Source organism: Halorubrum miltondacostae (genome assembly GCF_041379815.1).
Lineage (GTDB): Archaea > Halobacteriota > Halobacteria > Halobacteriales > Haloferacaceae > Halorubrum > Halorubrum miltondacostae.
On sequence record NZ_JBEDNY010000001.1, the window covers coordinates 826,709 to 839,761 of the forward strand.

Here is a 13,053-nt window from a genome sequence, read left to right on the forward strand (position 1 = left end):
TCAGCGGTGTCGGTTCAGCCGCTTCTTGAGTCGCTTCGCCGCGTCGCCCGCGGCGCCGAAGTACGTCGCCTCGTCGTCGGGGCGGCTCGACTCCTCGCCGGCGAAGATGATCCCGCGCGAGGAGTTCACGAGCCCGACGTCGACCGGGAGGTCCGGTCGCGACGCGAGTCCGTGCTCGACCGCGGCCTCGGCGTCGCCACCCTGCGCGCCGACGCCGGGCACGAGGAACGGGATCTCCGGGACGATCTCGCGGACCGTCTCCAGCTCGTCGGGCGTCGTCGCACCCACGACGAGCCCGACGTTGCCGTTCGCGTTCCACACGTCGGCGAGGGCAGCGACGCGCTCGTAGAGCGGTTCGCCGGAGGCGAGTTCGAGGTCCTGGAGGTCCGCGCCGCCCGGGTTCGAGGTCCGACAGAGCGCGAACACGCCCTTGTCCGCGCGGTCGAGGAACGGCTGGAGCGAGTCGCGCCCGAGGTACGGGTTCACCGTGATCGCGTCGACGTGGTCAAGGATCTCGGCGTAGCGCCGCGCGGTGTTGCCGATGTCGCCGCGCTTCGCGTCGAGCAGGACGGGGACGCCCTTCCCCTCCGCGTACGCGGCGGTCTCGCGGAGCGCGCGCCAGCCGTCGGGGTCCTCGTAGAAGGCGGCGTTCGGCTTGTAGCAGGCGGCGTGCTCGTGTGTCGCGTCAATGATCCGGCGGTTGAACGCCCACCGCGGGAGGTCGGCGTCGGCCACGGCGTCGGGGAGGCGGCTCGGGTCGGGGTCGAGCCCGACCGAGACGACGCTGTCGACGGCGTCGATCCGGTCCGCGAGCGTCTCGAAGAAGTCCATACTCGCACTGCGTCGGGGGGTGAACTAATCGTTGTGTTCTGTGGTCGCGGTCGAGGTTCGAGACGCGTCGCGCCGCGCAACCGAACCGCGTCGGACGCGGACGGCCGCGCAGCCAGCGTGTCAGTCACGGAACGGCGGCGACGCTCCCGTGTCCCGAGCCATCGGCGAGCGGATGTACCGGCCATTTCCTCCGGTATATGTGCCGCCCGGGGGATCCCGTAATAACAGGATACTCCTCTCGGCTCCTCGTCGGTCATCACACGCATGGCCGGTCGCACTGGCGGTGGACTTCGGGAGTCGCTCTCCGGACCGATCCTGAAGTACTACGCCTACAAGGCGACGAAGGCGGTCGAGTTCTACCGGCCGATCATGTACCTCTTCTTCTTAGCGCAGGGGATTTCTTTCACACAGATCGCCGTTCTGGAGGCGCTGTATAACCTGACGACACTGTTCGGCGAGATCCCGACCGGCTACGTCGGCGACCGGATCGGGCGACGCAACAGCCTCCTCATCGGGACCGCGCTCATCTCCGTGACGCTCCTCGGTATCGGGCTGTCGAGCTCGTTCCTCCCGCTGGCCGGGCTCTACGTCTGCTGGTCGTTAGGGTACAATTTCCGCTCCGGGAGCGAGGACGCCTGGCTCTACGACACGCTCACCGACGACCTCTCCGAGGACGAGTTCGCTCGCGTCCGGGGGCGCGGGGAGTCGGCCGCGTTGGCCGTCGGGGCCGTCGCGGCGGTCTCGGGCGGGTATCTCGGGAGCGTCGACCTCTCGTACCCGTGGTTCGTCGCGGCGGGCGTGACGAGCCTCGGCGCCCTAGTGCTGCTCACGCTCGACGAGCCAGAGACGTACGAGGAGACCGCCTCGGAAAACCTGAGCCTCCGACGGACGGTCCGCATCGTGCGGGACGTCCTCTCGCGCCGTCGGCTGCGGTCGCTGCTACTGTACTACTACGTCCTGTACGCCGCGGTCACGTACCTCGTGTTCGTCTTCCTCCAGCCGATCTTCGAGACCGTCGTTCTCGACCTCGGGGTCCCGCAGCCACGGGTCGAATCCCTGCTGGGGTGGTTCTACGCGGCGTACAGCCTCGTCGGCGCGGTGCTCACCTACTACACGGGAGCGATCCGAGAGCGGATCGGGCTGCGGACGTGGTTCCTCGTCCTCCCGTTCGCCGTCGGCGGCGCGCTGGTCGGCATGTACTTCGTCCCGGTGCTCGCCGTTCCGACGTTCCTCCTGATTCGGGGCGTGTCAGACGTCACGCGGTCGTTCGCCGGCCAGTACGTCAACGACCGGGTCGAGTCGCTCGGTCGCGCGACCGTCCTGAGCGCGATGGCGATGGTCAGCGGCCTCGCGGTCGTGCCGTTCCAACTCGGGAGCGGCGTCGTGTCCGACGCCGCTTCTCCGCTGTTCGCGCTGGGCGTCGCCGGGGTCGTCCTCGTCGTCGGGGCCGCGGCTATCCTCCTCTGGGAAATCCCCGTCGGGGACGGCTCGGTCGGCGACCAAGTCTGACCCGCTCTCTCGTTCAGAACGCCGTCGGCTAACAGGAGCAGTAGTACTCGCGGTCGACGAACTCCGTCTCGAACAGCTTCGCCGCCGGCCCGGGGTCGGAGGGGTGGTAGACGCCGGTCGTCAGGTTCCCTTCGCGTTCGAACGCGCCGGAGACGAGCCGCCGCCAGTCGGCGGCCGAGAGCTGGTCCCAGAACGCGTCGTCGCCCGCGAGCAGCGAGAGGTAGTCGCGGAGGTACACCCACCGAGTCGGCTCGACGCCGTCGGACTCGTAGGTCGCGTCGGTGACGGCGGCGTAGGCGGCCATCGGGAGGTTCGCGCCCGCGGCGACCGGCATCGAGATCCACTTCCACGGCCGGGTGTTGACGTCGAGCAGCAGGAACTCCTCGCGGTCGGTGTCGTAGACGAACTCCGCCTCGCTGATCCCGTGGTAGCCGGCGTCGTCGAGCACGGCGAGCGCGCGCTCCTCGATGGCCGGCTCGTCGGCCGTCTCGACGAGACAGGAGGTGCCGAAGTTGCGCGGGTACCGCACCGCCGCGTTGCCGACCACCGCGAGCGCGTCGTCGCTCCCGGACGGGGGGACGTAAGAGGCCAGCGAGTGGTCTCGGCCGGTCGCGATGTCGACGCGCTTCTGCGCCATCACCGCGATCTCCTCGTCTGCCGCGGCCGCGACGACGTCCTCGAACTCCCCGCGGTCCGCGACCTCGATCACGTTGGTGCCGAACGCCTCCTCGAAGTCGCGCTTGAGCTCGGGTTTCACCACCAGCGGGAAGCCGAGCGCGTCGGCCGCCTCGTCGACCGTGGCGTCCGCCTCGCGGGTCCCGCTCGCCGCCGTCGCCTCGAGCCGGTACGTCTCCGGGTAGGGCACCCCGAGCGCCTCGCAGGTCGCGTACAGCTCCGACTTGTTCAACACGTCGTCGAGCGTGTCGCTCCCCGCGAACGGGAGCCGGACGCCGTCGGGGTCGGCCTCCGCGTACGACAGCGCCCACTCGTCCATACAGCCGAACGCGACGGCCTCGGTGCCCGCGGCGTCGACGATCGCCTCCACGTCCTCGCGGAACCCGTCGAGGTCGTCGAGCGGGTACGTCACCGCCCCCGCATAGTCGACCGCGTCCGAGGGGGGCGCGAGCCCGTCGTGGGCGACGGCGTCGCCCGACCCCGCGTCGCCCCCCGCCCGGTCGAGCGCGATGACTGGCACGCCGTGGGCGTCGAGGGCGCGCGCGACGCCGAGGCCGGTGATGTGCGCGTTGCTCACGAGCGCCGGCGGCCGGTCGAACTCGGCGTCCGCGAGCGCGTCGATCAGTCCCTCCGTGGAGCGAAACCGATCTGCCATACCTCGTCTCGTCGGTCGACGCACAAAAGAGGCCAACGTACCGGCTCGCAGTGCCCGTATCGATGACGGGGCACGAGGTCCGGGTCGCGCGGGCGACGCGAGCGGCTTTTCAGGCCGCGTCGCCTCCGATCGGTATGACCGAAACCGAGGACGACGACGCCGCCGACGAACTCCCCGGCCGAGTCCGGCGCGCGTTCGGCGACCACGGGTCGTTCGAGCGCGACGGCGACGGCTGGGTCTCGACGACGACCGCGTTCGACGGGCGCGTCCGGGCCGAACCCGCAGACGAGGGGCGGATCCGCTTCACCGTCACCGTCCGCGTGCCGACGCTCTCCGCGGTCACCGCCGACGAGGTGGCGGACGTGGTGGCGGACGGCTGGGCAGACACGTTCGAGCGCCGCGCCGTCGACGTCGGCGGCGTCACGCGCAAGGACCGTGATTTCGACCCGACCGTCGAGCGCGAGGGCGACGAGATAACGGTCACCTACGCGCTCGCGGACATCAACGAGCGGCGCGGCGTCGACGACGCGGGCGCGCTGATCGACTTCGTCGAAGGGACGTACGTCCAGGGCGTGATCCCCGGCTACGAGTATACCGCCCCCGTCTCCGACCTGCTCTCCGCCGCGCGGCAGCAGGGCGGCGGCGGTCCCATCTGAGGTCGATAGGGGGAAGTGGCGGGGGCCCGTACGGCGACCATGCTCGCGCTGTTCGGGTTCGGCAGCCTCCTCGCGCTGGTCGCGTTCCACACGTTCCTCGCCGGGGTCGCGACCCGGTTCTTCCGGATCCAACTCTCGACCTCGTGGGGGTCGGTCGTGTACACGCTCGTGTTGACGCCCCTCCTGCTCCTCGTCTCCACGATCGTCTTCACGGGCGCGCTCGGGGTCGGCACCGGCATCAACGTCGGCAGTTCGACCATCCTACTGGCGCTGACCGTCGGCCTCCCGCTGGCGCTGGGCGTCGCGATCGATTACCTCTACGTCCCCTCGCCCGACGAGTACGAGCTGCCGGACACGCGCTGACGGCGCCGAGCGCGGCGCGTCAGCGGTCGATCAGATTCGCGACGAGCGACTCGACTCGCGCGATCACGTCCTCCGGCGAGCGCGTGGCGTCGACCCGGTGGAACCGACCGGGGTCGGCGTCGATCAGGCGCTCGTAGTTGTCGCGCACGGCCGCGAGGTAGCCGTCCCGCTCGAACTTGTCGGTGCGACCGGATCGCTCGGCCGCGGTCTCGGGGTCTAAGTCGAGGTAGATCGTCGCGTCCGGCGGGCGCGAGAACGCGGCGTGGATCCCGCGGACGTACTCCAGCGGCCGTTGGACTCCGGCGTCGGCGCGCGCGAGCGTCGCCCCCTGGTAGGCGAACCGCGAGTCCGAGTAGCGGTCGGAGATCACGAGGTCCCCGTCCGCGAGCGCCGGCCGGACCGTCTCGGAGAGGTGGTTCGCGTGGTCGGCGGTGTACAGGAACAGCTCCGCGAGCGGGTCCGCGTCCGCGTCGGCCATCGAGCGCCCTACCGCCTCCCCGTACCAACTGTCGGTGGGTTCCCGGGTGAACGTCGCGTCGGGGTACACGTCGTGGAGCGCCTCCCAGACCGTCGTCTTGCCGCTCCCGTCGATCCCCTCCAGCGTGATCAGCATGGTGGCGTTCCGCGACGGCGAGGAATAAACGACCCGGGTCCGGCCGGGCGGCCCGTTTTTCGGCGAGGCGTCCGCCCGCCCTTTTTAGTGATCCCTCCGAGAACGCCAGCCATGACCGTCGACACACGCGGGACCGCCGGCGAGTCGATCCGTCGCGCGTCCGGGGGGCACGGATGGTAGCCGTCGCCGTCTCGCTCTCGCGGGTGGCGGCCGCAATGATACTGGTCGTCTTGAACGGCTTCTTTGTCGCCTCGGAGTTCGCGTTCGTCAGGATCCGGGTCACCTCGGTCGAACAGCTGGCCGAGGAGGAGAAGGCGGGCGCGGAGACGCTCGGCGAGGTGATGCGCAACCTCGACGACTACCTCGCGGCGACCCAGCTCGGCATCACGCTCGCGTCGCTCGGCCTCGGGTGGATCGGCGAGCCCGCCGTCGCGGCGCTCATCGAGCCCGTTCTGGGGCCGCTCCTGCCGGAGGGACTGGTCCACCTCGTCGCGTTCGGGATCGGGTTCTCCTTCATCACGTTCCTCCACGTCGTCTTCGGTGAGCTCGCGCCGAAGACCATCGCCATCGCGCAGGCGGAGCGGGTCTCGCTACTGCTCGCGCCGCCGATGAAGCTGGCGTACCTGATCTTTTCGCCCGGCATCGCGGTGTTCAACGGCACGGCGAACGCCTTCACCGGCCTGATCGGCGTCCCGCCCGCCTCGGAGAGCGACGAGACGCTCGAGGAGCGCGAGATCCGGCGCGTGTTAGCGCGGGCCGGCGAGGCCGGCCATGTCGACGAGTCGGAGGTCGCGATGATCGAGGGCGTCTTCGAGCTCGACGACACCGCGGCCCGCGAGCTGATGGTCCCCCGGCCCGACGTGGTCTCGCTGTCCGCGAACGCGTCGCTGTCGGCGGTCCGCGAGACGGTCCTCGGCGCCGGCCACACCCGGTACCCGGTCGTCGACCGCGCCGACGCCGACCGCGTCGTCGGCTTCGTCGACGCGAAGGACGTGCTCCGCGCGACCGCCGACGGCGACGAGGACGCGACCGCGAGCGACCTGGCGCGGGAGATCCTCGTGGTCCCGGAGACGACGAGCGCGAGCGACCTCCTCGTCCAGTTCCGCGACGAGCGCCGGCAGATGGCGACGGTGATCGACGAGTGGGGCGCGTTCGAGGGGATCGCCACCGTCGAGGACGTCGCCGAGGCGCTCGTCGGCGACCTCCGCGACGAGTTCGATGTGGCCGACGACCGCCACACGATCCGGCGGACCGACGACCGGACGCACGAGGCCGACGGGTCGGTCGCGCTCGTCGACGTCAACGACGCGCTCGGCACCGATCTCAGCGGCGACGGCTACGAGACCCTCGGCGGGTACGTCCTCGACCGAATCGGGCGCTCGCCGGAGGTCGGCGACATCGCCGAGGCGGCGGGGTTCGCCTTCGAGGTCACCGCCGTCGACGGCGCGCGTATCTCGACCGTGCGGGTCACGCGACGCGACGGCGTGGGGGGCTCGGCCGCCGGCGGAGACGGGCCCGACGGCCCCGGGGAGTCCCCTGACGACTCGGCGTAACCGCGCCTCTGTCCGCAGTCCGCGCCGCGCGCGTCACGACCGGTGCGTGCCGCCGTTCGGACGCGAGCCCTTTTCACCCGCGGCCGCGACGGTGCCCGCATGTTCGACCGGATCTGCGTCCCCACCGACGGCAGCGGCGCGGCCGCAGCGGCGTTCGAGCACGTCCTGGCGGTCGCCGCCGACCACGACGCGACCGTCCACCTCCTCCACGTCGCGGACAGCACCCGCGACAGCGTGACCCGGATCGGCGGTGACGTGGTCGACGTGTTGGAACGGGAGGGCGAATCGATCGTCGCAGACGCGGCCGCCCGCGCCGCCGACCGCGGCGTCGAGGCGGAGACGGCGGTCCGGCAGGGCGGCGTCCCAGAGACGGTCGCCGCGTTCGCCACGGAGGTCGACGCCGACCTCGTCGCGATGTCCACGCGGGGCCGGCAGGGCGTCGAACGCATCGTCGGCAGCACGACCGAGCGCGTCGTCCGGCAGTCGCCGGTGCCGGTGTTGGCCCTCCGCCCGGGCGACGAAGAAGTCCCGTACCCGTACGAGGACGTCTTGGTGCCGACCGACGGCAGCCCGGCCGCGACCGCCGCGCTCGACCGAGCGATCCCGGTCGCGAAGCGTGCGGGCGCGACCGTCCACGTCCTCTCGGTCGTCGACACCGGCGGGATCGGCATCGGCGACCACGTCGAGGTGGACGTCCTCACCGAGTACGCGGACGACGCGGTCGCCGAGGACGTCGAGCGCGTCGAGGACGCCGGCCTGGAGGCGGTCGGGGCCGTCGAGGTCGCCGCCTCGGCCCCTCGCGGCATCGGGGCGTACGTCGACGACGCCGGCGTGGACCTCGTCGCGATGGGGACGCACGGCCGGACCGGCGCGGGCCGGTACCTGCTCGGGAGCGTCGCCGAGCGGACGCTCCGCACGGCCCCTGTGCCGGTGTTGACGGTCCCGATCGGCGACGAGGAATCGTCCGACTGATCGCGCCGCAGTCTGCCGGTCTCCGCGGCCGATCTCGGGGCGCGTCAGACGCCGCGGTAGGTTTACGGGCCTTCCACGCGACACAGTTCGTATGAACGTGTTGGTAGCCGGGGGGACCGGCTTCATCGGATCGTATCTCTGTCGCGCGCTCGCGGACGACGGCCACGCGGTGACTGCTCTCTCCCGCTCGCCCGGCGACACGCCGGACGGGGTCACGGGCGTCAGCGGTGACGTGACCGACTACGACTCCGTGGAGTCGGCCGTCGACGACCACGACGCGGTGGTGAACCTAGTCGCGCTCTCGCCGCTGTTCGAGCCTGACGGCGGCAACCGGATGCACGACCGGATCCACCGCGGCGGCACGGAGAACCTCGTCCGCGCGGCGGAGGACGGCGGCGTCGACGGGTTCGTCCAGCTGAGCGCGCTCGGCGCGGACCCGAACGGCGACACCGCCTACATCCGCGCCAAGGGCGAAGCAGAAGAGATCGTCCGCGACAGCGACCTCGACTGGACCATCTTCCGCCCCTCCGTCGTCTTCGGCGAGGGCGGCGAGTTCGTCTCGTTCACCAAGCGCCTGAAAGGGATGTTCGCGCCGGGCGTCCCGCTGTACCCCCTCCCGGGCGGCGGGAAGACGCGGTTCCAGCCGATCCACGTGGAGGACCTCGTCCCGATGATCGCCGCCGCGGTGACCGACGACGAACACGTCGGCGAGACCTACGAGATCGGGGGCCCGGAGGTGCTCACGCTCCGGCAGGTGACGGACTTCGTCTACGAGGCCGAGCAGCAGGGCGTCACCATCGTCCCGCTCCCGATGCCGCTCGCGAAGATCGGCCTCTCCGTCCTCGGCGCGGTGCCCGGGTTTCCGATGGGGGCGGACCAGTACCGCTCGCTGAAGTTCGACAACACGACCGCCGACAGCGACGTCGGAGCGTTCGGCGTTGACCAGACGGACCTGACCACGCTCGGCGAACACCTCGGGATCCGATGACCGGGATCGCGAACGTGTCAACGGTCCTGCTCTCAACGCTGGTAACGGCAACCGAAGGCTTATATACGAGATCACGCTCTGTTCATCTCAAACGCGGAGGGAGCACACGATGAAACTCGCAATGATCGGATTCGGCCAGGCGGGGGGTAAAGTAGTTGACAAGTTCTTGGAGTATGATAAGCGGACGGGCTCCGAGATCGTTCGAGCGGCCGCGGCCGTCAACACGGCGAAGGCGGACCTGATGGGGCTCGAACACATCGCCGAGGACCAGCGCGTCCTCATTGGCCAGTCGCGCGTGAAGGGCCACGGCGTGGGCGCAGACAACGAGCTCGGCGCGGAGATCGCGGAGGAGGACATCGACGAGGTCCAGGGCGCGATCGACTCGATCCCGGTCCACGAGGTCGACGCGTTCCTCGTCGTCGCCGGGCTCGGCGGCGGCACGGGCTCCGGCGGCGCGCCGGTGCTCGCGAAACACCTCAAGCGGATCTACACCGAGCCGGTGTACGGGCTCGGGATCCTGCCGGGCAGCGACGAGGGGGGCATCTACACCCTCAACGCAGCCCGCTCGTTCCAGACGTTCGTCCGCGAGGTGGACAACCTGATGGTGTTCGACAACGACGCCTGGCGGAAGACGGGCGAGTCCGTCCAGGGCGGCTACGAGGAGATCAACGAGGAGATCGTCCGGCGGTTCGGCATCCTCTTCGGGGCCGGCGAGATCCGGCAAGGACAGGAGGTCGCGGAGAGTGTCGTCGACTCCTCGGAGATCATCAACACGCTCTCGGGCGGCGGCGTCTCCACGGTCGGCTACGCCGAGGAGGAGGTCGAGGAGCGCTCCTCGGGCGGGCTGCTCTCGCGGCTCCGCAACGACGGCAACGACGAGGAGCTCGACAGCGCACACACCACGAACCGGATCACCAGCCTCGTCCGCAAGGCGGCGCTCGGCCGCCTTACGCTCCCCTGCGAAATCGAGGGCGCGGAGCGCGCGCTGCTCGTGCTCGCAGGGCCGCCGGAGTACCTCAACCGGAAGGGTATCGAGCGCGGGCGGAAGTGGCTCGAAGAGCAGACCGGATCGATGGAGGTCCGCGGCGGGGACTACCCGTACCGCGGGGCCGGCTTCGTCGCGACGGTCATCCTGCTCGCGGGCGTCACGAACGTCCCGCGGATCAAGGAGCTCCAGCAGGTCGCCATCGAGGCGCAGGACAACTTAGACGAGATCCGCGAGGAGAGCGACGACAACCTCGACGACCTCGTCAGCGACGACAGCGACGAGCTGGAGTCCCTGTTCTAAGCGCCGCCGCCGCTCGCGATGGAGGTCATCGTTCCCTTTTCGACCGACCGCCCGAAGTCGCGACTCTCCGACGCGCTCTCCCCTGACGAACGCGCGGGGTTCGCCCGGGCGATGCTCGACGACGTGCTTGACGCCGTCTCCGCCGCCGGCGGCGAACCGCGAGTCCTCGCCACCGATCCGGTCGACGTCGACCGGCCGGTTACCGTCGACGACCGCCCGCTCACCGACGCCGTCAACGCGGCGCTCGACGCGCGGCTCGGACACGATGACGAGACAGGGCCAGACGAGGCTCCCGAGCCTGTCGCCGTCGTGATGGCGGACCTCGCGCTCGCGACCCCGGCGGCGCTCGGCCGGCTCTTCGCGGCCGGCCGCGAGGCCGACGTCGCCGTCGTCCCGGGACGCGGCGGCGGGACGAACGCGTTCGTCGCCTCGCACCCGGACTTCCGCGTGGACTACCACGGCGCGTCGTACCTCGACCACCGCGAGATCGCGGCCGAAATCGGCGCGGCGTTCGCCGCGGTCGACTCGCAGCGGCTCGGTACCGACGTCGACGAGCCCGTGGACCTCGCGGAGGTCCTGATCCACGGCGAGGGGCGGTCGGCGGCGTGGCTCCGCGAGGCCGGCTTCGCGCTCGACGCGTCCGAGGGCCGCGTGACGGTGGTCCGGGAGTAATCACGGTGGAACCGACCCCGCGAACAGTCAACAGCCGACGTAACCAGATCAGGTATCGCCGGGGGATCCGCAACCGGGATCCTTTTTGAACGCCGACCGCGAGGGACGAGCGTGTTCGCCGGGGCCGACGAGTACGGGGTCGACGTCGCGATCGACGAGCGGGCGGTCGAGCGGCTGCTCTCCGTCCGCCCGAGCGACGTCGACGTCGCCGACCGGCTCACCTTCGCGCGGAACGTCTTCATTCCCCTCACCACGGCGTGTCGATACACGTGTACGTACTGTACCTACTACGACGTCCCCGGGGAGGCGTCGCTGCTGTCGCCCGAGGAGGTGCGCGAGCAGTGCCGCGTCGGCGCCGACGCGGGCTGTACGGAGGCGCTGTTCACGTTCGGCGACGAGCCGGACGACCGGTACACGGAGATCCACGAGACGCTCACCGAGTTGGGGTTCGACTCGATCCACGAGTATCTCTACCGGGCCTGCGAGATCGCCTTGGAGGAGGGGCTGCTCCCGCACTCGAACCCCGGCGACCTGACCGAGTCGCAGTTCGCCGCCCTCCGCGAGGTGAACGCCTCGATGGGCGTCATGCTGGAGACGACCGCCGACGTCGACGCGCACAGCGGCGGCCGGCGGAAGACGCCCGGCCAGCGGCTCAACACGATCCGCGCGGCGGGCCGGCAGGGCGTCCCGTTCACGACCGGCATCCTGGTCGGGATCGGCGAGGACTGGCGCGACCGCGCCGAGAGCCTGCTCGCGATCCGGGCGCTCCACGAGCGGTACGGCCACGTCCAGGAGGTGATCGTCCAGAACGTCGTCCCCAACGAGCGCTCCGACTTCCCGAAGCCCGACCTCGCGACGATGCGCCGGGTCGTGGCGATGGCCCGCGCGGCGCTCCCGCCGGAGGTGTCCGTCCAGGTGCCGCCGAACCTCTCGCCGGCGGCGGACCTCGTCGACTGCGGGATCGACGACCTCGGCGGCGTCTCGCCGGTGACGGACGACTACATCAACCCGGCCTACGAGTGGCCCGACCTCCGCGGGCTCGAAGCGGTCGCCGACGCCGGCGGCGTCCCGCTCCGCGAGCGCCTCCCGACGTACGCGCGGTACCTCCCCGACGAGATCCGCCCGGCCGGGGTCGAGTCGGCACCCGAATCAGACGGTCACGAGGCGTGGATCCCGCCCGCGGTGCGCGAGCGGATCGCGGCGGACGACGTCCACGGGCGCCGGCTGCGCGCGGTCGCTCGCGGCGACGGCCCGCTCGCCGTGCGGAGCGACTGATCTGCGTGTCCGGATCGGCGCGGCGGCTCACATCGACCGAACTGTCACGCCGTGACGACAGAATACGCCGACCGGACGGCCACACCAGGCGTAAACAACCGCGCCGCCAGTAGCTTCTTTATATAGTCTCGTGAAGGGGCGGGTGATGTATCTCTTACAGCTCGACGCGGTCACGAACGCGGTCGACGTCGCGGCGATAGCGACGTCGGTGGTCGGGTTCGTCGCCGGGTTCCTGGCCGTGCTGCTGCTCAGCAAGTACGTCGTCATTCCGGGGCTTCGGCGGATCGGCAGGTCGCGCGGGTTCGACGAGGCGGTGGTGAGCCTCGGGACGAACGTGCTCAACGCCGTGGTCTGGGTGGCGGCGATCGCCATCGGCTTCGCGGTCGCCGGCTACGGCGGCTTCCTCTCGGCGTTCGCGGTGTTCGGCGGCGCCATCGCGCTCGCCGTCGGCTTCGCGGCGCAGGACCTCCTCGGCAACTTCGTCGCCGGCGTGTTCATCCTGAAGGACAAGCCGTTCGAGGTCGGCGACTGGATCCAGTGGGACGGTGAGTCCGGCCGCGTCGAGGAGATCGACCTCCGAGTCTCGCGGGTCCGGACCTTCGACAACGAGCTCGTCACCGTCCCGAACGGTGACCTCGCGAACAACGCGGTGACGAACCCCGTCGCCTACGACACGCTCCGTCAGAAGTTCGTCTTCGGGATCGGCTACGACGACGACATCGAGGAGGCGACCGACATCATCGTCGCGAAGGCCGAGGCCCACGAGGAGATCCTCGACGATCCGGGCGTCTCGGTCCGGCTCGTCGAGCTCGGCGACTCCGCCGTCGGGCTCCAGTCGCGCTGGTGGATTGCCGACCCCGACCGCGGCGACTTCGTCCGCGTGCGCTCCGAGTACGTCACCGCGGTGAAGGAGGCGTTCGACGACGCGGGCATCGACATGCCGTACGTCCACCGCCAGCTCACCGGGAGCGTCGAAGTGATCGAGGACGTCGCCAACGAGTAG

The 13,053-nt window shown here is 70.6% G+C and carries 13 protein-coding genes; 10 read left to right on the forward strand and 3 right to left on the reverse strand.

Annotation, left to right across the window (positions count from 1 at the left end):
* Positions 1-831 carry an orotidine-5'-phosphate decarboxylase gene (gene pyrF, locus ABNG04_RS04610; RefSeq protein ID WP_371160429.1) on the reverse strand — a complete coding sequence of 277 codons (831 nt, stop codon included), beginning with the start codon at positions 829-831 and terminating at the stop codon, positions 1-3.
* 264 nt (positions 832-1,095) lie between these two features.
* On the opposite strand from pyrF, the gene ABNG04_RS04615 reads away from it, so the two are divergent.
* On the forward strand, positions 1,096-2,340 hold the full coding sequence (locus ABNG04_RS04615; protein ID WP_371160430.1) for an MFS transporter: 1,245 nt from the start codon (positions 1,096-1,098) through the stop codon (positions 2,338-2,340).
* Positions 2,341-2,368: 28 nt separating this feature from the next.
* Here ABNG04_RS04615 and ABNG04_RS04620 read toward each other — a convergent pair whose 3' ends face one another.
* Positions 2,369-3,670, reverse strand: coding sequence for a carboxylate--amine ligase (locus ABNG04_RS04620; protein ID WP_371160432.1), 1,302 nt, complete (start codon positions 3,668-3,670; stop codon positions 2,369-2,371).
* A gap of 134 nt (positions 3,671-3,804) precedes the next feature.
* On the opposite strand from ABNG04_RS04620, the gene ABNG04_RS04625 reads away from it, so the two are divergent.
* Positions 3,805-4,326, forward strand: a complete 522-nt coding sequence (locus ABNG04_RS04625) for a DUF5813 family protein (RefSeq protein WP_371160434.1) — start codon at positions 3,805-3,807, stop codon at positions 4,324-4,326.
* A gap of 39 nt (positions 4,327-4,365) precedes the next feature.
* Positions 4,366-4,689, forward strand: coding sequence for a DUF7991 family protein (locus ABNG04_RS04630; protein WP_371160762.1), 324 nt, complete (start codon positions 4,366-4,368; stop codon positions 4,687-4,689).
* 19 nt (positions 4,690-4,708) lie between these two features.
* On the opposite strand, the gene tmk is transcribed toward ABNG04_RS04630, so the two are convergent.
* Entirely contained in the window at positions 4,709-5,302 is a 594-nt protein-coding gene (gene tmk / locus ABNG04_RS04635) for a dTMP kinase (protein ID WP_371160436.1), read from the reverse strand.
* A 173-nt stretch (positions 5,303-5,475) separates the two neighbouring features.
* Between tmk and ABNG04_RS04640 the strand changes: the two genes are divergently transcribed.
* The 7 genes from ABNG04_RS04640 (at position 5,476) to ABNG04_RS04670 (ending at position 13,053) form a co-directional block, all read left to right on the forward strand.
* On the forward strand, positions 5,476-6,855 hold the full coding sequence (locus ABNG04_RS04640) for a hemolysin family protein (protein WP_371160438.1): 1,380 nt from the start codon (positions 5,476-5,478) through the stop codon (positions 6,853-6,855).
* A gap of 99 nt (positions 6,856-6,954) precedes the next feature.
* Positions 6,955-7,827 (forward strand): universal stress protein, encoded by an 873-nt coding sequence (locus tag ABNG04_RS04645; protein WP_371160440.1) that lies wholly within the window; start codon positions 6,955-6,957, stop codon positions 7,825-7,827.
* A gap of 91 nt (positions 7,828-7,918) precedes the next feature.
* Positions 7,919-8,815: a complex I NDUFA9 subunit family protein gene (locus ABNG04_RS04650; RefSeq protein ID WP_371160441.1), complete on the forward strand. Its 897-nt coding sequence runs from the start codon at positions 7,919-7,921 to the stop codon at positions 8,813-8,815.
* 109 nt (positions 8,816-8,924) lie between these two features.
* A complete protein-coding gene (locus tag ABNG04_RS04655; protein ID WP_371160443.1) occupies positions 8,925-10,103 on the forward strand; it encodes a tubulin/FtsZ family protein in 1,179 nt (392 codons plus the stop codon).
* Positions 10,104-10,121: 18 nt separating this feature from the next.
* A complete protein-coding gene (gene cofC / locus ABNG04_RS04660) occupies positions 10,122-10,775 on the forward strand; it encodes a 2-phospho-L-lactate guanylyltransferase (protein WP_371160445.1) in 654 nt (217 codons plus the stop codon).
* A 111-nt stretch (positions 10,776-10,886) separates the two neighbouring features.
* The gene (cofG, locus tag ABNG04_RS04665) at positions 10,887-12,050 is read left to right on the forward strand and encodes a 7,8-didemethyl-8-hydroxy-5-deazariboflavin synthase subunit CofG (RefSeq protein WP_371160447.1); all 1,164 of its coding nucleotides are present in this window, start codon (positions 10,887-10,889) and stop codon (positions 12,048-12,050) included.
* A 145-nt stretch (positions 12,051-12,195) separates the two neighbouring features.
* Entirely contained in the window at positions 12,196-13,053 is an 858-nt protein-coding gene (locus ABNG04_RS04670; protein WP_371160449.1) for a mechanosensitive ion channel family protein, read from the forward strand.